Origin of the sequence: Luteimonas changyuni (genome assembly GCF_039548395.1) — a bacterium.
Lineage (GTDB): Bacteria > Pseudomonadota > Gammaproteobacteria > Xanthomonadales > Xanthomonadaceae > Luteimonas.
Map to the genome: position 1 here is coordinate 68411 of NZ_JBCLUZ010000009.1, position 21602 is coordinate 90012.

The following is a 21602-nucleotide window of genomic DNA, read 5'->3' on the forward strand; positions in this document are numbered from 1 at the left end:
CTACCATGCATGCCTCGCCGCCTTCCGCAGATCGCCATGTCCAGCAAGACCTCCGCCCCGCCCTATCTCGACGAAGACCGCATCGAACGCCTCGCCGACCTCCTCGACCGGCGCGCCGTGCCCTTCAAGGGTTTCAACCTGGAGGCGCTGGACGGCTTTTTGACCGCGCTGGCCGTCTCGCCATCGACGGTGCCGCCGGAAGAATGGCAGCCCGTGGTCTGGGGCGGCAAGGCGCCGACCTGGGACGGCGCAGCGGAGGCGGACGAGGTGCAGCAGTTGCTGATGGGGCACCTGAACATGTGCACCGCCCGCGCGCGCTACGACGACAGCGACCTGCCGGACCATCTCGCACCGCTGATGTGGCTGCCCGAGGACCCGGAGCTGACCGGCGAGGAGGCGCTCAACGAGGACGAACTCGACGTCGGCACCGACTGGGCCCACGGCTTCTTCTCCGCGGTGATGCTGCGCGAGGCCGAGTGGGACCAGTGGCTGGACGACAACGACTGGATCGAGGACATCTTCGACGCCCTTGACCGGCTGGCCAGCGGCGAAGCCATCAACCCGGACGACCCCACCGCCGAAGCGATGCCCGTCGACTACCGCGAGCGTCTGGGCATCGTGATCGAGATCCCTTCGATGATGGCCGATCTCAACCACCACCGCGTGGAAGCGCTGACCCCGCGCACGCCGATCCGCCGCGACGCGGCCCCGGAGCGCAACGACCCCTGCCCCTGCGGCAGCGGGAAAAAATACAAGAAGTGCTGCGGATTGAACTGAGCGGCGGACACTGAACAGCCAGCAGGAGCAGGACATGGGCAAGGGGATCGAATTGAACAGCGCAGCACTCCTGCTCGCCGGCCTGCTGGGCATTGCCGGCACGGCAGTGGCATCCGGCGACGGCGACGGCGACGCCGTCTACGGCCCGCGACTCGAAGGCTTCGCCTATCCGCACCCGGTGCGCACGCATGCATTCGAATCGCAGCGCCAGCAGGTCGAAATGATCTACCTGGACGTGGCGCCCACCGGCGAGGCCAACGGCCGCACCGCGCTGCTGCTGCACGGCAAGAACTTCTGCGCCGCCACCTGGGAGCAGACCATCACCGCGCTGGCGCAGGCCGGCTACCGCGTGATCGCGCCCGACCAGGTGGGCTTCTGCAAATCCAGCAAGCCCGACGGCTACCAGTACGCGCTCGCCGGCCTTGCGCAGAACACGCGCGGCCTGCTGGCCTCGCTTGGCATCGAGCGCAGCGTGGTGGTCGGGCATTCCATGGGCGGGATGCTGGCGATGCGCTACGCGCTGATGTATCCCGACGCCGTCGAGCACCTGGCGCTCGTGGGGCCCATCGGGCTGGAGGACTGGAAGGCGAAGGGCGTGCCGTACCAGCCGGTGGAACAGGTCTATGCATCGGAGTTGCGCACGACTTACGACAGCATCCGCGACTACCAGACCGCGGTGTACTACGCGGGCGAATGGCGCCCGGAGTTCGAGCGCTGGGCGCGGATGCAGGCCGGCATGTATGCCGGCCCGGGCCGCGAAGTGGTGGCGTGGCACCAGGCGCTGACGTTCGACATGTTGATGTGGCAGCCGGTGGTGTATGAGATGCCGCTGCTGCGGGTACCGACGACGCTGTTCATTGGTGTGCATGACCGGACGGCGCTTGGCAGGGGAGCGGCGGCGCCGGAGGTGCAGGCGAGACTTGGGGACTATCGGGCGCTGGGGCGCCAGACGGCCGAAGCGATTCCGGGAGCGGTGCTGGTGGAGTACGAGGATCTCGGGCATTCGCCGCATATCCAGGACCCGGAGCGATTTCATCGGGATCTGCTTCGGGAGCTTTCTCGCGCCGATGGACGAAGCGATTAGGCAGTGTTGTCGCAGGTCGGCAGGGGCAGCTTTCGACCCAAAGCCGCCAGTCATGCGACAGCGCCTTGGTGGTTGGCGTGGATGCGAGCTATTCGCTTACTTGCGTAATTGGCTTTTGGCTAGGGATTCAATTTGTCTGGCGATCCGATCGAAGGGCTCGATGCTCTGCTCGGCGCGGCAAAGGACCACCGCGCCTTCCAGGCTCGCGATCACGAGTGTCGCCAAGTCCGCAGCCTCATCCTTGCCGATGCCGCCGGATGCGAACGATTTCTCCAGGCGTCGGCGCCAGCCAGCGAAAACCTTGGCGGCCGCTTCGCGTGGTGCATCCCCCTCTGGAACCAGCGGCTCGTCGATGGCAGCGGCCATCACCGGGCATCCGATCCGGAACTTGGATCGCACCAGAATGTCTCGCCAGCTGGCAATGAACTGACCAAGTCCTGCTGGATTGCCTGCTTGCAGGTAAAGGTCGAGTCCGGCATCGACGCGCGCACCGGCAAGCGCGATTGCTTCGACGATGACCTGGTCCTTGCCCCGGGGAAAATGATGATAGGTCGACCCCAAGGGTGCATCGGCGCGCTTCGCCAACTCGCGGATGCTGGTGGCATTGAGGCCATGGCGAGCGAGCATGTCGGCAGCGGCGACCACCATGCGCTGTCGCGAATCCAGGGCGGGCTTGGTCATCGGCGCACCTTGTTATGACGGTCGTCATAGTCTACGCTCCTCGACTATAACAAGTGTCATAGGGCGGAATCGAGCCATGAACGAGGTGCGTTCCACCACGCTGACAGCGGCGGATGGTTATCGGCTGGGCGCCACCCGCTACCCGGCGATGGGGCCGTTGCGTGGTCGCATCATCGTGGCCAGTGCCACCGCGGTCCCGCAGGGTTTCTACAAGCGTTTCGCCGAGCATGCCCGCCGGCGCGGCCATGAGATCCTGACCTTCGACTACCGCGGCATCGGCCAGTCGCGGCCTCCTTCGTTGAAGGGATTTCGCATGGATCTGCTCGACTGGGCCAGGCAAGACCTTGCCGCAGCGGTGGATGCCATGCCGGAGGATGGCGTGCCGCTGTTCATCGCGGGGCACTCGTACGCCGGGCACGCGTTCGGCCTGCTTCCCAACCATGCCAAGGTCGCCGGATTCCATGTCTCCGGTACCGGTGCGGGTTGGCATGGCTGGATGCCGCTCGGCGAGCGGATCAAGGTGCGAGCGCTGTGGGCCGTGCTGGGTCCGGTGACCCGCTGGAAGGGCTATTCGCCGTGGAAGACTCTCGGCATGGGCGAGGACATTCCGGAGGACGCATTCCGACAGTGGCGCCACTGGTGTCGTTTTCCCCACTATTTTTTCGATGATCCGGCGATGAGCGGGATTGAGGCATCCTACGCCACGGTCACGACGCCAATCATCGCGGCCAACGCACTCGATGACCTGTGGGCAGCGCCCGCATCGCGCGATGCGTTCGTGAAAGCCTACAGCAACGCTCCGCTGACGAAACGTGACATCGACCCGCGCAGCCTGGGACGGGCCATCGGACACATGGGCTATTTCCGCCAGAGTGCTGAACCACTGTGGGACGAGATGCTGGACTGGTTTGGATCATTGCCCAAGGGGCGTGCCGTAGAGAAGCTCTCCAGGTTTGATTCACTGCCAAGCCGGCAGACCGCATGAGCTTCCCGGCCGCGCACTTGATACGCCTGGGTTTGATGCTGCTCGCAACAGCGATAAGCAGCATCCTTCACTACGTCGACAACCTGCTGTTCTTCCATGAATACCCGGAGCCGCCGTGGATCAATCGAGCCATGATTGACGCGTTCTGGTTCGTCATGACGCCACTGGCATTTGCAGGATGGTTGGCGATCAAACGTGGTCATCCGGTAGCCGGGCTCTTGCTCCTGATGGGTTATGCCGGTTGCAACCTGCTATCGCTAGGGCACTACCTCTACGCACCGTTGCACGCCATCAGCGGAAGGATCCATGCCTTCATCCTGCTGGAATCATTTTTAGCGGTGGCGTTGTTGTGCATCTTGGCGCGTACGGCATTCGCACGACATCACGCGCGTCATGGATCGGATGTGAACTGATTCGACGCGAACGACCGCTTCTGGCCGATGAAGGCCATTTCGACTCTAGGTAATCTGTCGCTTCTGAACCTGAGTGTGAACCGTGCGGCCCAGAACAGGGCCTTTCCGACGAAGAAGACGCTCTTGATCCAGAACAGCAATCTCAGTCTCAACGTGCAGCTAATGAATAAGGACGGCTGGGATGAAGAGGCAATCGCCGAACGGGGCAAACAACTGACCAAAGTCGCCACGCAACTGTATCCACGGTAGACGCCCGCCAACGGCCATCCAGAGGTGGAACGCTTGTCTGCTTCTGGCCGCTCCTCGACCCTGTGGGGCCGAGGAGCGAGCCCTGCGGGATCAGACATCCGTCTGCTCGGCGATCTCTAGAGCGTCATCAACTTCGATACCCAAATAGCGCACTGTGCTTTCCAGCTTCGTATGCCCAAGCAGTAGCTGGACAGCCCGCAGGTTCCGCGTCCGGCGGTAGATCAAGGAAGCCTTCGTCCGGCGCATCGTGTGAGTGCCGTAGGATCCCGACTCGAGGCCTGCTTCTTCCACCCAGCGATGGACAATCCTGGCGTACTGCCTCGTCGACAGGTGGGGCGAGTCCGACACTCTGCTGGGGAACAGGAAATCCAAGGGCTCAAGCTCGGCATGGGTGATCCAAGCCTGCACGGCCTCGCGGGTCGATTGGGTGATCTCGAACTGGATGGGGCGGCCTGTCTTCTGTTGCATCACCATGGCGCGGGACGCCATTTGCCCGCCATGCGAGACATCGGATACCCGGAGCTTCACTAGGTCGCACGCACGGAGCTTGGAATCAATTGCCAGGTTGAATAGGGCAAGGTCGCGAACCCTATGGCTGAGTTGAAGCCGAATCCGGATGGCCCAGATGTCTTTCAACTTGAGTGGGGCCTTCTGGCCGATGAGTTTTCCCTTGTTCCAAGGCTCGTGGGGGTGCGAGGTGTGAAGATTTGCCATGACCAACTCCTGGTGAAGGGGGGGTCAGGCTTCTCCTACGCAGAGAAGCAAGGCGTGATGCGACCCAAAGCGGACGTCTCGTTGGAACATCGCGCACCACTTCGTCCCACGGATCACTCAGGCAGCCAAGCCCGACCGCATGACCTCGTAGAGCGCAGTCCGGGTCTTGTTGTCTGCCATCGAAGGGCTAGCAGCCCATGCAACGGCAAGAGCCCCTAGGAAGAGACTGAGCCGGGGCATCCCGGCGGCTCCCGGCGAGGTCAGTGTCCCCGCGCATGAAATCGAACCGCTGCAGCAGGCGCACCAGTTCCTGGACACGCACTGTCGTCGGGGCTGCGCGATCACCAGCCGTGCCAGTGCGGCAGCGGAAACAAGTACAAGCGGTGCCATGGCCGACAACTGGAACGCGCCTTTTCCCTGTAGCCCTCTCGACGCATTCAGCGGAATTGTATAACCCCATCATCCGCAGGTACCCTGCGCGGCCATGACCCGCCTGCATCCCCGCTTCTTGTTGCCGCTCCTGCGCGTCGTCGTGCTGGGTGTGCTTGCGTTGGGGCTGGCGTTCCAACCGGTGATGACAGCCGCCGGCGAGATGCATGAGCTCGCGCACGATCCGTCTGGCGCGCACAGCCACGGCCCGCATGCCAACGATCTGGACCCGGAGTTCGCCGCGGCGGACGCGCACGATCAGGACGGATCGGAGACGTTGCACCTGTTGCTGGATTTCGCCCATTGCTGTGGTTCAGCCGCGGCCGTGTTGCCGGTTCTGGATTCATTTTCCACTCAACCGGTCGCCGGTCGAATGGGGGTCGAAAAAGCGTCGCCCCCGGCCGCCTTGCGTCTGCCGAGCCCATTCAAGCCTCCGATCTTCGGATGACCGCGCCGTCGGCCTGATGCCGACTCCCGTCAATTCGATTCATCGGAGCAACCCCCATGCGTTTGCGATCAGCGGCCCTGGCCGCGTTCGTCGCCGTGTGTGCCGTGGCATTCCCCACGCACGCCGCCGACCCCCTCACCCTGGACGACGCTTTCCTTCGCGTTGCCGACGCCCATCCCGATCTACGCTTGTTTGGTGCCCGCCATGAGGCCCTGAAAGCCGAACTGGATCGCTCCTCGTTGCGCCCGGCGCTGGTCGCTGGAGCCGAGGTCGAGAACGTGCTCGGTACCGGCCCGGCCAGCGGCCTGGATGGCGCCGAGATCACGCTGAGCCTCGCCTCCGTGCTGGAGCGCGGCGGCAAGCTCGATGCCCGCCGCACGCTCGCGCAAAGCCGGATCGACGCGCTGGCCATCGAGCGCGAGGCGCAGCGGTTGGATCTCCTGGCCGAAGTGGCCCGCCGCTACCTGGCGGTCGTCGGTGCGCAACGCGAAGGCGAGCTTGCGCAGTTGGACGTCGACCAGCGCGAACGCACCGTTGCTGCGGCGCGCCGGCGTCACGAGGCCGGCGCTTCGCCGGAATCGGTCGTACTCACCGCCCAGGCCGCCCTCGCGCGGTCGGAACTGGATCGCGCGCGAGCCCGGCAACGTCAGGCGGCCGCCCGCCAGCATCTCGCGGCCCTGTGGGGCGAGCGAAATCCCGCATTCGAGATCCTCGGGGGCGATCTGCTCGCCGTGCCCCAGATCGCGGACTTCGCGGTACTCGCCGACTGGTTGCAACGCACTCCCGAGCTCGCGCAGTTCGTCGATCAGCAGCGCATTGGCGAGGCACGCCTGCAGCTGGCACGCAGCGAAGCGACCCCGGACTTCGACTGGCAGGTGGGCGTGCGACGGATGGCGGACGGCGATGACTTCGGCTTGGTCGGCAGTGTCTCGATCCCGCTGGGCACCACCCGCCGGGCACAACCGGGCATCCGTGCCGCACGCGCCGAGTTGACAGCGCTGGAAATCGAACGGGAGGCCGTGGGGCTGTCGCTCTACTCCACCCTCGCTGAGGCGCATGGCCGCTTCGGGGTGGCCCGCCTGGAAGCACAGCGGCTGGGTGAGGACGTGCTTCCACGTCTGGCCAAGGCCGAAGCAGCGGCCGCCACCGCGTACCGCGCAGGCGCCGCCAGTTATCTGGAGTGGTCGAGCCTGCAGGCGGAGCGCGCCGCCGCACGGCAGCAACAGCTGGCAGCTGCGCTGGAAGCCCAGCGCGCCCTGATCGAGATCCAGCGGCTGACCGGCCAGGCATTCGTCGCCGGCCCGGGCCCGCAAGACAACCAAGGAGCAACCCCATGAAGCCTGTCCACCTGATCCCGGCATTGGCGCTGGCCTTGAGCCTGGCGGCTTGCAGTGGTGAGCCGGACCAGCCTAGCCAGCCGGCAAACGACGCCCATGCTGACGAGGCCGCCGACCACGGCACCGAGGCCGACGAACACGGTCATGAAGCGGGTGAAATCGCCAGCACGGTCATCCCTGCCGAAATTGCCGAAAAGTCCGGTATCCAGACGCGGCCCGTCGGCCCCGGCGTGATCGCCGACGAGCATGAGGTACAAGGCCTGTTGACCCCGGTCGAGGGGCGTGTTGCGCAGGTCACCGCCCGCTTCCCAGGCCCGATCCGCTCACTGCGCGCCAATGTCGGAGACCAGGTTCGCGCCGGCCAGATGCTGGCGACGATCGAGAGCAACCTGAGTCTGAGCACCTACAGCGTCGCCGCGCCGATCTCTGGCGTGGTCGTCGAGCGCAGTGCCTCGGTCGGCGGCCTGGCCGGCGAGGGCGCGCCGCTGTTCGAGATCGCCGATCTCTCGCAGCTCTGGGTCGACCTCCACATCTTTGGCGCCGACGCCCAGCACATCCAGCCCGGCGTGCCGGTGGCGGTCACCCGCATGAGCGATGGCGAGACGGTCCGAACCACGCTCGAACGCGTGCTGCCGGGCATGGCCACCGCCAGCCAGAGCACGGTGGCCCGCGCAACGATCGACAACGCCGACAACCAATGGCGGCCGGGAACGGCGGTCAAGGCGCGGATCACGGTCGCGCAGGAGCCGGTGGACCTGATGGTGCCGCTGACCGCGCTGCAGTCGATGGATGGCCAGGAGGCCGTGTTCGTACGTGAGGGCGAGACGTACCTGACCCGACACGTCGAACTCGGTGCCCGCGATGCCACGCAGGTGCAGATCCTCTCGGGCCTGAGCGAAGGCGAGGAGGTGGTCGTCGCGGAGAGCTACCTGATCAAGGCGGACATCGGCAAGGAGGGCGCGGCGCATGACCACTGACGCCGTAGCCCTCCAGCCGGGCCTGCTGGAGCGAATCGTCCGGTTCTCGATCCGACATCGCTGGATGATGCTGGTGCTGACCCTCGGGCTGATCGGCGTGGGCATCTGGAGCTTCACCCGGCTCCCGATCGATGCAACGCCCGACATCACGAACGTCCAGGTACAGATCAACACCGAGGCGTCCGGCTACTCGCCACTGGAGTCCGAGCAGCGGGTTACCTACCCGATCGAGACGGCACTCGCCGGCCTGCCGCGCCTTGACTACACGCGATCTCTGTCCCGATACGGTTTGTCGCAGGTCACAGTGGTGTTCGAGGACGGCACCGACCTGTACTTCGCCCGGCAGCAGGTGGCCGAACGCCTGCAGCAGATCCGCTCGCAGATCCCAGAAGGACTGGAGCCCGAAATGGGGCCGATCTCGACCGGGTTGGGCGAGATCTTCCTGTACACCGTCGACGCGGCGCCCGGGGCGGCCAAGCCGGACGGCACGCCGTGGACCGCCACCAACCTCCGCACCCTGCAGGACTGGGTCATCCGGCCGCAGATGCGCAACACACCGGGGGTGACCGAGGTCAACACGATCGGCGGCTTCGAGCGGCAGATCCACATCACGCCGGACCCGTCCAAGCTGGTTGCACTCGGCTTCACGCTGCAGGACATCGTCGACGCGGTGGCGGCCAACAACCAGAACATGGGCGCCGGTTACATTGAGCGCAACGGCCAGCAGTACCTGGTGCGCGTGCCCGGCCAGGTCGGCGGGATCGACGAGATCCGGAACATCGTGCTGGACCGACGCGACGGCCTGCCGATCCGGGTCGCTGACGTGGCACAGGTGGGTGAGGGTCCGGAGCTTCGTACGGGCGCGGCGACCCAGAACGGGGAAGAGGTCGTGCTGGGCACAGTGTCGATGCTGGTGGGCTCCAACAGCCGCACCGTCGCGCAGGCCGCGGCGGCGAAGCTGCAGGATGCGAACGCAAGTTTGCCGGAAGGCGTCACCGCGACGGCGGTCTACGACCGCACCGGGCTGGTCGAACGCACGATGCAGACCATCTCGAAGAACCTGATCGAGGGTGCCTTGCTGGTGATCGTGGTCCTGTTCCTGCTGTTGGGGAACTTCCGCGCCGCGCTCATCACCGCAGCCGTCATCCCGCTGGCCATGCTGTTCACCATCACCGGGATGGTGCGTGGCGGCGTGTCGGGGAACCTGATGAGTCTCGGTGCGCTCGACTTCGGGCTGATCGTCGATGGCGCGGTCATCATCATCGAGAATGTTCTGCGGCGGTTTGGCGAGATGCAGCACCGACTTGGGCGGACGTTGACACGCGAGGAACGCAACGACCTGACGGCCACTGCCACGGTCGAAGTCATCCGGCCCAGCCTGTTCGGCATGTTCATCATCGCCGCGGTGTACCTGCCGATTTTCGCGCTGACCGGGATCGAGGGAAAGATGTTCCACCCGATGGCGATCACCGTGGTGCTGGCCCTCACCGGTGCAATGGTCCTGTCGCTGACCTTCGTTCCCGCGTCCATCGCGATCTTCATGGGTAACCGCGTCGAGGAGAAGGAGAACAGACTGGTCCAATGGACGCGGCGGCGCTATGAGCCGTTGCTTGCGTGGTCGCTTCGCCGGCAAAACTGGGTCCTTGGCGGGGCACTGATGCTGGTCGTCGTGTCCCTGCTACTCGCCACACGCCTGGGCAGCGAGTTCATTCCCAGCTTGGACGAGGGCGACCTCGCCATGCAGGCGATCCGCATTCCCGGAACGGGCCTGGAGCAGTCGGTGAAGATGCAACTGGCCGTGGAAGAACGCCTGATGCAGGTTCCGGAAGTCGAGCGTGTCTTCAGCAGGATTGGCACGGCGGAGGTGGCCACCGACCCGATGCCACCCAACGTGGCGGACACCTACCTGATGGTGAAACCACGCGGGCAATGGCCCGATCCACGCAAGCGCAGGGATGTGCTGATCGACGAAATCGAAGCGGCAGTGGCGACGCTTCCCGGCAACAACTACGAGTACTCGCAACCGATCGAGATGCGGACCAACGAGCTGATCTCCGGCGTGCGTGCGGATGTGGCGGTCAAGGTGTTCGGTGACGACCTGGACACGCTGGTCGAGGTGGCCGAACAGGTCGAGGCGGCTGCCAGGCAGGTCGAGGGCGCGGTCGACGTCAACACCGAACAGGCAACCGGCTTGCCACTGCTGACGATCGTCCCGGACCGCGCAGCGCTTGCGCGCTTCGGACTGAATCCGGGGATCGTGCAGCAGACCGTTGCCACTGCGGTGGGTGGCCAGGTGGCCAGCCAGCTGTTCGAGGGCGACCGCCGCTTCGACATCGTGGTTCGACTGCCGGAACAGATGCGTGTCGATCCGATCGCCCTGCAGGACCTGCCGATCCCCTTGCCCGACGTTGCGAACGCGGACCGGTCGAGCTTGGAGCCACGCTGGGCGACCGCGCGGACCGTACCGCTGCGGGAGCTCGCGAAGATCGAGAGCCTGCTGGGGCCCAACCAGATCAACCGCGAGAATGGAAAGCGCCGGGTGGTGGTCACCGCCAACGTGCGTGATCGCGACTTGGGTAGCTTCGTCGAAGAGCTGCAGCAGCGCGTCGGGCAGCAGGTGAACGTACCCGAGGGCTACTGGATCGACTACGGCGGCACGTTCGAGCAGTTGATCTCGGCCAGCCAACGGCTCGCAGTAGTGGTACCAGTGACCTTGGTCCTCATCTTCGGCCTGTTGTTCATGGCCTTTGGCTCGGCCAGGGACGCGGTGATCGTGTTCAGCGGCGTGCCGCTGGCGCTGTCGGGCGGCGTGGCCGCACTGGCTCTGCGCGGTATCCCGTTGTCGATCACCGCAGGTGTCGGCTTCATCGCGCTGTCCGGCGTGGCCGTGCTCAACGGCCTGGTCATGATCGCCTTCATTCGCAACCTGCGCGAACAAGGCCAGTCGCTGGACGACGCGGTCTTCAACGGCGCGCTCGGGCGGCTGCGGCCGGTCTTGATGACTGCCCTCGTGGCGTCGCTCGGCTTCGTCCCGATGGCGCTCAATGTCGGCGCGGGCGCGGAGGTGCAGCGTCCGCTCGCCACCGTCGTGATCGGCGGGATCGTGTCTTCAACGCTGCTCACCCTGCTTGTCCTGCCCACCCTTTACCGTCTTCTGCATCGCGGCGACGCAGCGAAGCCGCAACTGGAGGCCCACTGAGTTGAGTGAAGAGAAGATCGAGATACACGACGCGCACCAGCGCCGGATCCTGTTGATCGTCCTCGCCCTGAACCTCGCGCTTGCCGCGGGGTTCGGGGTCACGGGCGTCGCCGCCGGCTCAAGCGCTCTGATCGCAAATGGACTGGACAATGCGTCCGACAGCGCCGTCTACATCATCACCCTGCTCGCACTCAGTCGCTCACAAGCCTGGAAACGGTCGGCGGCCAAAGTGTCCGGCTGGCTGCTGATCCTGTTCGCCGCTGGGATCCTGGTCGACGTGGGCCGTCGGTTCCTGGGTGACGCCGAGCCCATTGGTACGACGATGATGGTGATGGCGCTGGGGGCCGGCCTGGTAAACGCGACATGCGTGTGGCTGCTCAAGAAAATCCGGCAGGCCAATGTGAACGTGCGTGCCGCGACGACCTTCAGCACCAACGATTTCATCGCCAACGCAGGCGTGCTCGTGGGTGGCGGACTGGTGCTGTGGACCGGGCGGGCCTGGCCCGACCTCGTCGTGGGGCTCGCAGTGGCGGCGATCGCCCTGAAAGGGGGCATCGAGATCCTGCAGGATGCCCGTGGCGAAGAGGACGCTTGAGTGCCGACCTAGGATGGCGGGTGGCGCAGCGTGTCGAGGATGGCGCACTGGCCGCGCTCGCCGCCGCTGCAACTGCCAATCACCCGTTCGAGCTCCGAGGCCATCCGCTGAAGGTCGTTTAGCCGGTTCCGGATGTCCAGCAGGTGCCCGCGGGCAAGACGGTCGACATCCTGGCAGGACAACCCGTCGTCTTCGGCCAGGCCCAGCAGGCTGCGGATCTCCTCCAGCGAGAAGCCCAGTTCGCGTCCGCGGCTGATGAAGCGCAGCCGATCCGCGTCGGCGGGACGGTAGTCGCGATACCCGCCCGCCGTGCGCGGCGGGGCAGGCAACAACCCGATGCGCTCGTAGTAGCGCACGGTTTCGGGATGGCACCCGCTGCGCTCCGCGACCTCTCCGATCTTCATGGGCTTGACTCTGTAGCGACTCCGGGGTTTAGGATCGCCGACCTGGAAGCGGGCCGCAAATCCTCGGACGCCCGCTCGACTCGGAGACATGATCATGAGTGATTCGTGCGGCTGCGGAAGCACGGTGGATATCCGCGCCCTGGAGGCGGGGCAGCGGCGCGTGTTGATGATCGTGCTGGCAATCAACATCGCCAGCTTCGTGATGATGATCACCGCAGCGATCTACAGCGGCTCGTCCTCGTTGCTGTCGGGCAGCCTCGACAACCTCGGTGATGCGTTGACCTATCTGCTGAGCCTAGCAGTGATCGGCGCGAGCCTGCGCGCCAAGGCCAGGGTGGCGTTGTTCAAGGGATTGCTGATCCTCGGTGCCGCGGTTGCGGTCGCCATCCAGATCGGCTGGCGCCTGGCCCACCCGGAGGTGCCGATCTTCGAGGCCATCGGCATCGCCGCCGTGATCAATCTTGCGTTCAACGCCTTGTGCCTGTGGCTGCTTACCCCGTACCGCTTTGGCGACGTGAACATGTCATCGGCCTGGGAGTGCTCGCGCAATGACCTGTACGAGGGTGTTGCGGTGCTGCTGGCAGCCGCCGGCGTGTGGCTGTTCGATGCCGGCTGGCCCGATCTGGTCATCGCCGGTGGACTGTTGCTGATGTTTCTGCGGTCCTCCGCTCGGGTACTCCGCATGGCTTGGCGGAGTTACCGGGACGAGGTGAAATAACGAGTTACGGCCCGTTGTCCGGTCCTCGAAGAAGAAATGCTCCGTTCTGAAGCGTGGCTGGAGCGGCCAAGAAAGTCAGCTATGACAGGCAGTTAGCTCACCTTTGGCCGTTTTTTACACGAATCCCTGCCGACCCTCTGAAAGAGTGGATTCGAAGCGGCAGTTCGGGTCAGCCAGAACGTCCGCTTCTGGCCGATAGCCGACATTCCAGGCAAATGGACCGCCCATCAAGATGTTGCTCGCGTGCCCACTGCCATGCCTCTTCATGGCCCTCTGCGGGCTACCCGCTTGCGATTCTCTGTCGGGAGCAGCGACACAAGCTGCTGGTGTCGCTCGAACAGGAAGGCTACGCGCTCCGCGTCCGTTCCTAGCTTTGGTGTCTTTCGGCCTGCGGCCTTCTCGGCCGCGAGGTAGCCCACATCCACCGCTTTATCCAGCTGCTGGTGCGCCCTGACCAAGGCGGCCGGCATGGTCAACGGGTCGTAAAGGTCCGCCAGCGTGCTGCCAAGGAAACTGGCCCGCGCATCAAGGACGCCGCCGGCGGCGATATTGATGGCGGCGCGGTGTTTTTCTTCAACGACGTTTGGCCAAGGGAAATTGTTGTAGACAATTGTGTTGGAGTAGCTGAAATCACTCTTCAGGCGGCCGCAAACGGCCCGCACCCAAGCGACGTGCATAGCGCTGCTCAGAACACCGAAGTGGTACGGGCTCGCGTCAGGAACGAACTGGATCTTGTTGCTGCAGATGACGTCTGCGCCCAAGAACGCGATGGGCAGATAGACACGTCGCTCGGATGACACCTCCGGAACTGCGAGGTAGTCGGAACTCGGCTGCGAGATCTGCCGGAACCGCGTCGGGTACTTCGCGTACTCCCGTGTTGACGGCGCCTTGCTCGCGAGCCTTGATTGCCGCACGTTCTCCACGCGCTTCATCACCTCTGGGAGCGATTTCAGCTCTTGCGGCGTGGCGTCATTTAGCCAAAGACAGTATCGCTCGATGCCATTGATGAAGTCGCCTCCGCTCATGTAGCGACGCACGAACCTGGTTGCGCCAGGCTCTCTCTCAAGCAGCTCCGCCCGCTCTTCCGGCGACAGGATGAGATGGCCACCGTCGGTAGGCTTGTTGCCCCACGACATTTTTGGCACGTCACACAGCGGGGCGGACCGGTTGGTGATCACGACGTCCGGCGCGTCCACAAGGTACGGATTGATGTTCGCCGCCACAATCACGCTTGGCTCGGCCTTGGGCGACTCGTAATCGAAGATGAGCTTTGGCGAGGAATCAACAAGTCCGAACCCGATTATCACGCAATGCACGGCCGCGTTACCACGCGCTTCGTTATTCCATTGGAACGTGCGGTGTGCAAAGTTGATGCGAATCCCCTTGGAGAGAAGCAGCGGCCAGAGCAGCCCTACCTGCTCTCCTTGGGTGATCGAATTCGTCGAGACAAAGGCGCACAACATCCGAGGGTTTGCCTGGATGTAGTCCGCTGTCTTCACGTACCAGTTGCCCACGAAGTCGAGTACACCTTGTGCCCGGATTTCGTGCATCACCTTGGCCTGGTCTTGCTTCTGCTCGACGCTTTGGTAGTGGTGGCCGATGAACGGCGGATTCCCCAGGATGTAATCCAACTCCCCCGCCCCCACCACCTCATTCCAATCCACCCGCAACGCATTCCCATGCACGATCGCTGCCGACTTCTTCAACGGGAGTCGCACCATGGTCTCGCCGAACTGCTCGGCCACGCGCAGGTTCATCTGGTGGTCCATCAGCCACATCGCCACCTGGGCGATCTGCGCCGGGAACTCCTCGATCTCGATGCCGTGGAACTGGTCCACGTCCACCAGCACGTGGTCCTGCACGTGCGCCAGCACCGACTGCTGGGTCGCGAACTGGCGCTTGAGGATCTCGAGCTCCAGCAGCCGCAGTTCGCGATACGCGATCACCAGGAAGTTGCCGCAGCCGCAGGCCGGGTCCAGGAAGCGCAGCGTGGCCAGCTTGCGGTGCAGCTGCGCCAGCTTCTTCGGGTCTTGGCGCGCCTTGCCCAGTTCGTCCTTCAGCCCATCGAGGAACAGCGGGCCGATCAGCTTGAGGATGTTCTTTTCGCTGGTGTAGTGCGCGCCCAGGTTGCGGCGGGCCTTGGCGTCCATCACCGACTGGAACATCGAGCCGAAGATCGCGGGGCTGATGCGGCTCCAGTCCAGCGCGCTGGCGTCCAGCAACTGCTGGCGCATGGCGGCGTTGAAGTCGGCCAGCGGCAGGCGTTCCTCGAACAGGCGGCCGTTGACGTAGGGCAGTTCGGCCAGCTGTTCGTCCAGCGTGGTCTGTCGCCTGTCTTCGGGCGTGTCGAGCACCTGGAACAGGCGCGCCAGCCAGCCGCCGAGGTCGGCGCCGTCTTCGCTTGTGCGCTGGTCGATCAGGTCGTGCAGGGCGTGGCGCGGGAAGATGCCGGTGTCGTCGGCGAACAGGCAGAACAGCAGCCGCACCAGCAGCACTTCCAGGGCGTGGCCGTCGTAGCCGGCCGCTTTCAGTGCGTCGTACAGCCGCCCCATGCGCTCGGCGGCCTGCACGTTGACGGGGTCTTCTTCCTTGTAGGTGCGGGTCTGGTAGCCGCTGATGAAGCCGAAGCGGCCGATCTCGCGGTGCAGGTCGGCCAGCGGGAACTCGACGTGCGGCTCGCGGCCGTCGAGGTCATACAGGCGGAAGCGCTGGAAGTCGCTGACCAGGATGTACTGCGGCTTTTCGGATTCCTTCAGGCCGGCAAAGTAGTCGGTGGCCTGGTCGAAGGCGGCGTCCAGGTCCACGCCCGCGCTCTTGTGCTCGGCCAGCATCACGCCGGGCCAGAACAGGTCGATGCGGCCCTGGGCGGTGCCGGTGAAGCGCCGGGCCTTCTGTTCGTACACCGCCACGCTGCGGCGCTTCTTGCCGAACACGTGGAAGAAGTCGTTCCAGAAGCTCTGCGCCTCGGCGCGCTCGGAGGTTTCGCCGTCCCATTCGCGGGCGAAGGCACGCGCGCGGTCGCGGATCTCGTTGAGGCTCAGCGGCATGTGCACGCGCTCCTGTTGCTCATCATTCCGGCAGGCTCTCCTCGCCAGGGTCTTCGACGGCCGCCAGCACTCCGCGGGCGAGATACTGCCGGCCCCAACTGCGGCCGGTGGTTTCCTCGATCAGGCCGGCACGCTCCAGCACGGCCAGTGCCTTGCGCGCGGTGGGGTCGCTGACGTCGAGCAGCTGCTTGACGCGGTTGGCGTCCAGGAAGGGGTTCCCGAACAAGGGGTCCACCAGCGCCAGCGCGCGCGGATGGGCGGCGACGCGTGCACGCATGTCCTCGCGCAGGGCGAGCAGTTGCCGCGCTTGGCGCACGGCGCGGCGCGCGCTCCATTCCACGCCGGCAAGGAAGTAGTGCAGCCAGCCGTTCCAGTCACCGTGGGTGCGGATGCGCATCAGGCCGCGATAGTAGTCGTCGCGGTGGCGTTCGATGAACTCGGACAGGTACAGCAGCGGCTGCGAGAGCCGGCCGCGTTCGATCAGGAACAGCGGGATCAGCAGGCGGCCGACGCGGCCATTGCCGTCGAGGAAGGGATGGATGGCCTCGAAGTGTTCGTGCATCAGCGCGCACTGGACCAGGTCGGGCAGCTCATCGCGGCGGTGCAGGAACTGCTCCCATGCGGCGAGCGTGTGCTGCATTTCCTGCGGCGGCGGCGGCACGTAGGGGGCGTTGGCAGGGGTACTGCCATGCGGGCCGATCCAGTTCTGGCTGCGGCGGAACTCGCCGGGGGTGGCGCGGTCACCGCGCACGCCCTGCATGAGGCGCTGGTGCAGTTCGCGCACCAGTCGCAGCGAAAGGGGCAGGGCCTGCAGGCGCTCGATGCCGTAGTCGAGCGCGGTCACGTAGTTGCGGACTTCCCGCACGTCGTCGGGCGTGGCCTGCGCGTCCCGTCCTGCTTCGTCGGCCAGAAGGTCCGAGAGGCTGGTTCGGGTGCCTTCGATGCGCGAGGACAGCACGGCCTCGCGCCGCACGTAGGGGGCGATCAGCAGGTGGGGATCGGGCAGCAGGCTGCCCACGCCGGACAGTTCGCCCAATGCCGCGTCTGCGGCCGACAACAGGCGGACCAGCGCCGGGGTGTAGTGCAGCGACGGCGGTAGCGGCGCCGGCACGAAGGCGTGGTAGCCCTGCGCCGTGCGGAGGATGCGGCCGGCTTCGGGTGCCTGGTAGTCGGTGGCGTCCATCGGCCCCTTTGCAAGCGCATGTGCATTGCGCCCGAACCTTTGAAAGAAACTATGACAACTCTTTCAAAGAGACGGAAACAATGCAAGCGGATTTTCCATCCTTGTGGGTAGGGCAAGCCGCGGTCACCCGCCCCATTCGGTCGCAATGTAGCGGCCGGTACCTTCCTGCACCGTCCATGGCCGCCATGGATTGAACACGGGGGCACCGGTTGGCGCGAAGTCCGCCTCGTTGCGGGTCACCACGGTGAGGCCGTGGACCAGAGCGGTGGCGGCCAGCAGCGCATCGCGTTCCGGCCGCGGATCCGGCACGTGCAGGCGGGCGCATCGCAGGGCGACCGCGCCGTCCACCGGCAGCACCCGGCCTGCGAACTCCGGGATCACTTTCTGGTTCAGCCACGTGCGCAGCGCGGAGCCCTGCCTGGCGTCGCGGCGCTCCATGCGCAGCACGCCGACCTCCAGCTCCATCAACGTCAAGGCCGATACCTGGCAAGCTGCCAGGCCCACGTCGGACAACCAGGCGGTGACTCGCGCGTCGCCCCGTCCGCGGATCGCGCGGTGCAGTTCGGAGACAACGTTGGTGTCGAGCAGGTACATCCGGCGCCCGGCTCAGTCTTCGAAGTCCGGAACCTGGAGTTTGATCTCGAGCTTCGGCGGGTCGAAGTCGACGTCCTCCATTCCCGGCATGCTCAGTGCTTCCAGCAGCGTCCGCCGCTGGCCGCTCAGGCGCAGGTAGTCGGCATAGCTCAGCAGCACGTGCGCCGGCTTGCCGCGGTCGGTGATGACCACGGGGCCGTCCAGCGCGGCCTTCTTGGCACGGCCGAGGTCCTGGTTGAGTTCGCGACTTGAGAGGGTGGTGGTCATGGCCTGCCTGCCTTCATCACAAGGTAGCAACGTTACCACATCAGGCTGACCCGGCTCCATGCGCCAGGCTTCCGGACTTTCGGTGCTGGCGTCGCAGCCCATGCGATCGACACCTTTCGAGCAGGCACCTGGCCGTCGTCAGTCGCCGCGCTCACCCTCCCAGTCGAAGCCGGTCATCGCGGCCAACTGCGCCGGCTCGAGCACTTCAACATAGTGGCGGCCACCGATGACCCAGGTCGGGTAACCGGTCACGCCGGCAATGGCGCATTCGGAGGCCACGCCGCCGTTGGGGCCGTTGGGCGAACACTCCACGTACGGCAGTTGCGCGGCCGCGCCGCTGAACTTGCGCTTCTGCTGGGTGCACGTGGGGCACCAATAGGCGCCGTAGAACTTCGCACCGGACTGTTCCAGATGCGCGGCAAGTGCATGCAGGCGCGGACCGCCGCGGCGCTCCAGCAGGCCCGACGACGAGACGTGCAAGGCCGCCACCACGGCAAGCGCGAGCAGGCCATTGCCCAGCCACCACGTCGACCACTGCGTTCCCGGCGCGCTGTCGGGCCGGGCCACGTGCACCAGCACGAAGATCGCCAGCAACGTCGCCAGCGACAGCAGGCACCAGGTGCAGAACGCGGCCAACGCGATCCACCCCGCCAGGGTCAGGTACACGCTGATCGCCAGGCCCAGGAACGACAGGCGCCATAGCCGCCGCCAGCGCATCAGCCTCGGTGCCGGCCGCCACGTCACCCACGCCAGCAGCGCATACAGCGCGCCGCCCCACAGCGCGATCGGCACGCCGAGGAAGCGCGACCACTGGCTGTTCTGCACCACGTCGCAACCCGAGCCTTCCGTGCAGAACGCCGCACCGGTCTCCCGCACCGCCACCCACGTCAGGTAGGCGGTCAGCAGCAGCCCGAACGCGGTGAGCACGCGCAATGCGATGTCGGTGCCTGATCGTGGCGCTTTCAGCGCTTTCGACGTTGCCGCCACGCCCGCGTCATGCCGTGCCGGCTGCGTCCGTTTCCGCTTCGCCTTCGCTCTCTTGCTCATGCCTGCCTGCGTCCCGTGTGCTTGCGTTCGTGCACATTGTGGCCGAGATACGTAGCTGCGCAGGCAGTTCAGCCGACGACGAACGCCACCAGCGGATTCCCCGGCTCCAGCAGCAGCTTCACCGTCAGCAGCAGCGACATCACCACCAGCAGCGGCCGGATCACCCGCGCGCCCGCGCGGCCCAGCGCCAGGTGCGCGCCCAGCTGGCCGCCGGCGATGCTCGCCACCGCCATCACCAGGCCAACCACCCACAGCACCTGGCCGCCGATGATCAGCGTGACCAGGGCCGCGACGTTGCTCGCCAAGTTGAGGAGCTTGGTGTGCGCCGTGGCCGACACCAGGCCGAAGCCGAACAGCGCCACCAGCGCGGTGGCCATGAACGAGCCCGTGCCCGGGCCGAAGAAGCCGTCGTAGAAGCCCAGCGCGAACATCAGCGTGACCAGCGCCGCATGCCCCAGCCGCGCGTGGCGCTCGGCCTCGCTGGCCTTGGGCCCCAGCAGGAAGTACGCGGCCATCGCCACCAGCAGCACCGGCACCAGGCCGGCCAAAAACGAGGGATCCACCAGCTGGATCGCGATCGCGCCGCCGACCGAGCCCGAGAACGCGCCCACGGCAGGCCACAGGAAGCGCCGGAAATCGATCCGCCCTTGGCGCGCGAACGCCAGCACGGCGCCGGCGGTGCCGAAGCTCGACTGCAGCTTGTTGGTGGCGATGGCCTGCACCGGCGGGATGCCGGCGGCCATCAGCGCGGGAATGGTGATCAGGCCGCCACCGCCAGCGAGCGCATCGATGGTGCCCGCGACGAAAGCCGCCAGCGCCAGCAGGGCCAATACCTCGAGTCCGAATTCCATCGAACGACCTCCAACGCCGTGACCATCCGCACCGTCCGCCATCCCGGCCGGTGCCCCTGAAACGACGCGGGGCCGGACAGGCCGGCCCCGGTCAGCTTGCGATGTGGCCCGGACTTACCAGACCACCTCGGCCATCGAGCAGTTCAGCCCCGAGCCGATGCCCAGCAGCGCCACGCGGTTGCCCTTCTTCAGGCGGCCCTCTTCGCGCAGCTTGCTGAGCACGATCGGCACCGAGGCCGGGCCGATGTTGCCGTGCTCGCCAAAGATGGTCATGACCTTCTTCGGGTCGATGCCCATGGCCTTGGTGAAGGCGGCGGTGTGCACCTTGCTGACTTGGTGGATCACGAACTCGTCGAGCTCGCCCACCACCCAGCCCAGCTTCTGGGTCGCGACCACGAAGGTCTTCTGCGCCAGCTTCACGCCTTCGATCAGGAGCGTGCGGGTGTCGGTGATCATGCCGTCGAGGTTGCCGCGGCAGAGCTTGTTCCACTCGGTGGCCGCGCGGGTCACGCCGCCGCGGTAGCGCGGTGCGCCCGGGGCGAGCTCGGCGCGTGCCAGCACCATGGCGGCGGCGCCGGAGCCGAGGGTGAGCGTGGCCAGCTCGTTGCGGAAGTTCTCTTCGGTGGTCTCGGCGCGGCTCAGGCGCTCGATGGTCTTTTCATAGGCGAGGTCGGCGGTTTCGCCGTCCACCACCAGGGCGTACTCGATCTCGCCGCGCTCGATCATGCGGCTGGCGATGTCCATGCCGTTGATGAAGGCCAGGCAGGCGTTGGCGACGTCGAAGTTCTGGCATTCGTCGCCAAGGCCGAGGTTGCCGCTGACGATGCTGGCCGTGGACGGCTCGAGGTAGTCGCGGCTGACCGAGGTGTTGACCAGCAGGCCCACGCGCGCCGGGTCGATGCCGGCGTCGGCCAGCGCCTTGACGCCGGCCAGGGTGGCGGCGTCGGAGGCCAGCATGTCGCCGTCCCAGAGGCGGCGGGCATGGATGCCGGCGACATCGCCCAGGACATCGGTGCGGATGTTCAGGCGGTCGAGCGTCGGCTTCAGGCGGGCGTTGATCTCGTCCGAGGTCAACCGGCGCGGGGCGTCGATGTGGGCAAGGCCCGCGATGGCTACGTGCTGGAACAACATGGGCTATGCCGCCGTAAAGCTGGGAAAAAGATCGCCTAATGTAGCGGCTTCCGGCCTTCGGCGCACTTTCCGGCCCGTCGATCCGTTCACCTGCGGCCCCCGTGGGAGCGCGTTCCCCGGGGCGGGAATCAGCGGCCGCAGCGCCAGGCGGCCCAGCGCTGGGCGCCGCGCACGGGGTCGGACAGGGGGTGCACGGTATCGGCACCCAGTCCGGGGGCCTCGTTGCGGGCCAGGGTTTCCAGCTCTTCGCGCACCCGCAGCGCGTTGCGGTCGATGAACGCGACGCTGTGTTTTACCGAGACCTCGACCTCGCCGCGCTTTTCACAGCCCGCGGGCGGCGAGGCGGCGATGCGCACCGCGGACGCGCCGGGCGCCATGTGCACCCAGGTGCAGGCGGAAAGCATTCCCAGAAGAGGAACCAGCAGTAGTTGGCGCATGGAGGAACTCCGTGTTGGACCCGGTCGATTGTGCC

General features: G+C 65.9%; 23 protein-coding genes. 12 read left to right on the forward strand and 11 right to left on the reverse strand.

Translation table 11 applies throughout. The features are described from left to right. Positions 1-9 precede the first annotated feature (9 nt). Positions 10-777, forward strand: a complete 768-nt coding sequence (locus tag WCD84_RS05560) for a UPF0149 family protein (protein WP_343280696.1) — start codon at positions 10-12, stop codon at positions 775-777. Positions 778-811: 34 nt separating this feature from the next. After that, positions 812-1861, forward strand: a complete 1050-nt coding sequence (locus tag WCD84_RS05565; protein WP_343280697.1) for an alpha/beta fold hydrolase — start codon at positions 812-814, stop codon at positions 1859-1861. A 96-nt stretch (positions 1862-1957) separates the two neighbouring features. Here the strand turns inward: WCD84_RS05565 and WCD84_RS05570 are convergent, their stop codons facing one another. Then, the gene (locus WCD84_RS05570) at positions 1958-2542 is read right to left on the reverse strand and encodes a TetR/AcrR family transcriptional regulator (protein ID WP_062167440.1); all 585 of its coding nucleotides are present in this window, start codon (positions 2540-2542) and stop codon (positions 1958-1960) included. 76 nt (positions 2543-2618) lie between these two features. On the opposite strand from WCD84_RS05570, the gene WCD84_RS05575 reads away from it, so the two are divergent. From WCD84_RS05575 to WCD84_RS05585, 3 genes are read left to right on the forward strand one after another with little or no spacing between them, the layout of a single operon-like run. Next, positions 2619-3527, forward strand: coding sequence for an alpha/beta hydrolase family protein (locus WCD84_RS05575; protein ID WP_062167438.1), 909 nt, complete (start codon positions 2619-2621; stop codon positions 3525-3527). Next, positions 3524-3940, forward strand: a complete 417-nt coding sequence (locus tag WCD84_RS05580; protein WP_343280698.1) for a hypothetical protein — start codon at positions 3524-3526, stop codon at positions 3938-3940. The genes WCD84_RS05575 and WCD84_RS05580 overlap by 4 nt, the downstream gene beginning before the upstream one ends. A gap of 27 nt (positions 3941-3967) precedes the next feature. Further along, entirely contained in the window at positions 3968-4189 is a 222-nt protein-coding gene (locus WCD84_RS05585) for a GmrSD restriction endonuclease domain-containing protein (protein WP_343280699.1), read from the forward strand. Positions 4190-4279: 90 nt separating this feature from the next. On the opposite strand, the gene WCD84_RS05590 is transcribed toward WCD84_RS05585, so the two are convergent. Continuing rightward, entirely contained in the window at positions 4280-4903 is a 624-nt protein-coding gene (locus WCD84_RS05590; RefSeq protein WP_343280700.1) for a tyrosine-type recombinase/integrase, read from the reverse strand. 333 nt (positions 4904-5236) lie between these two features. On the opposite strand from WCD84_RS05590, the gene WCD84_RS14340 reads away from it, so the two are divergent. The 6 genes from WCD84_RS14340 to WCD84_RS05615 all read left to right on the forward strand — a co-directional run bounded on the left by WCD84_RS14340 (position 5237) and on the right by WCD84_RS05615 (position 11888). Next, positions 5237-5326 carry an SEC-C metal-binding domain-containing protein gene (locus WCD84_RS14340; protein ID WP_225218078.1) on the forward strand — a complete coding sequence of 30 codons (90 nt, stop codon included), beginning with the start codon at positions 5237-5239 and terminating at the stop codon, positions 5324-5326. A 61-nt stretch (positions 5327-5387) separates the two neighbouring features. Continuing rightward, complete coding sequence (locus tag WCD84_RS05595; RefSeq protein WP_162202221.1) at positions 5388-5780, forward strand: hypothetical protein; 393 nt, start codon at positions 5388-5390, stop codon at positions 5778-5780. Positions 5781-5836: 56 nt separating this feature from the next. After that, positions 5837-7117, forward strand: coding sequence for a TolC family protein (locus WCD84_RS05600; protein WP_095208874.1), 1281 nt, complete (start codon positions 5837-5839; stop codon positions 7115-7117). Beyond that, complete coding sequence (locus WCD84_RS05605) at positions 7114-8094, forward strand: efflux RND transporter periplasmic adaptor subunit (protein WP_095208873.1); 981 nt, start codon at positions 7114-7116, stop codon at positions 8092-8094. The genes WCD84_RS05600 and WCD84_RS05605 overlap by 4 nt, the downstream gene beginning before the upstream one ends. 22 nt (positions 8095-8116) lie before the next feature. Beyond that, positions 8117-11293, forward strand: coding sequence for an efflux RND transporter permease subunit (locus tag WCD84_RS05610; RefSeq protein ID WP_343280725.1), 3177 nt, complete (start codon positions 8117-8119; stop codon positions 11291-11293). 1 nt (position 11294) lies between these two features. Then, positions 11295-11888, forward strand: coding sequence for a cation transporter (locus WCD84_RS05615; protein ID WP_095208872.1), 594 nt, complete (start codon positions 11295-11297; stop codon positions 11886-11888). Positions 11889-11896: 8 nt separating this feature from the next. On the opposite strand, the gene WCD84_RS05620 is transcribed toward WCD84_RS05615, so the two are convergent. Further along, positions 11897-12292: a MerR family transcriptional regulator gene (locus tag WCD84_RS05620; protein WP_095208871.1), complete on the reverse strand. Its 396-nt coding sequence runs from the start codon at positions 12290-12292 to the stop codon at positions 11897-11899. A gap of 94 nt (positions 12293-12386) precedes the next feature. On the opposite strand from WCD84_RS05620, the gene WCD84_RS05625 reads away from it, so the two are divergent. Then, positions 12387-13010, forward strand: a complete 624-nt coding sequence (locus WCD84_RS05625) for a cation transporter (RefSeq protein ID WP_095209458.1) — start codon at positions 12387-12389, stop codon at positions 13008-13010. 263 nt (positions 13011-13273) lie between these two features. Here the strand turns inward: WCD84_RS05625 and WCD84_RS05630 are convergent, their stop codons facing one another. The 8 genes from WCD84_RS05630 to WCD84_RS05665 form a co-directional block, all read right to left on the reverse strand. Beyond that, on the reverse strand, positions 13274-16057 hold the full coding sequence (locus WCD84_RS05630) for a class I SAM-dependent DNA methyltransferase (protein WP_343280701.1): 2784 nt from the start codon (positions 16055-16057) through the stop codon (positions 13274-13276). 22 nt (positions 16058-16079) lie between these two features. Then, entirely contained in the window at positions 16080-17240 is a 1161-nt protein-coding gene (locus tag WCD84_RS05635; protein WP_343280702.1) for a Fic family protein, read from the reverse strand. Between the two features lie 123 nt (positions 17241-17363). Then, positions 17364-17834 carry a type II toxin-antitoxin system VapC family toxin gene (locus WCD84_RS05640; protein WP_343254667.1) on the reverse strand — a complete coding sequence of 157 codons (471 nt, stop codon included), beginning with the start codon at positions 17832-17834 and terminating at the stop codon, positions 17364-17366. A gap of 12 nt (positions 17835-17846) precedes the next feature. Beyond that, positions 17847-18101: a type II toxin-antitoxin system Phd/YefM family antitoxin gene (locus tag WCD84_RS05645; RefSeq protein ID WP_343254668.1), complete on the reverse strand. Its 255-nt coding sequence runs from the start codon at positions 18099-18101 to the stop codon at positions 17847-17849. Positions 18102-18239: 138 nt separating this feature from the next. After that, complete coding sequence (locus tag WCD84_RS05650; RefSeq protein ID WP_343280703.1) at positions 18240-19148, reverse strand: vitamin K epoxide reductase family protein; 909 nt, start codon at positions 19146-19148, stop codon at positions 18240-18242. A gap of 68 nt (positions 19149-19216) precedes the next feature. Continuing rightward, positions 19217-19999 carry a TSUP family transporter gene (locus WCD84_RS05655; protein WP_343280704.1) on the reverse strand — a complete coding sequence of 261 codons (783 nt, stop codon included), beginning with the start codon at positions 19997-19999 and terminating at the stop codon, positions 19217-19219. 114 nt (positions 20000-20113) lie between these two features. Next, complete coding sequence (locus WCD84_RS05660) at positions 20114-21130, reverse strand: 3-oxoacyl-ACP synthase III (RefSeq protein WP_343254671.1); 1017 nt, start codon at positions 21128-21130, stop codon at positions 20114-20116. A 128-nt stretch (positions 21131-21258) separates the two neighbouring features. Next, a complete protein-coding gene (locus WCD84_RS05665; protein WP_343280705.1) occupies positions 21259-21567 on the reverse strand; it encodes a DUF4156 domain-containing protein in 309 nt (102 codons plus the stop codon). Positions 21568-21602 lie beyond the last annotated feature (35 nt).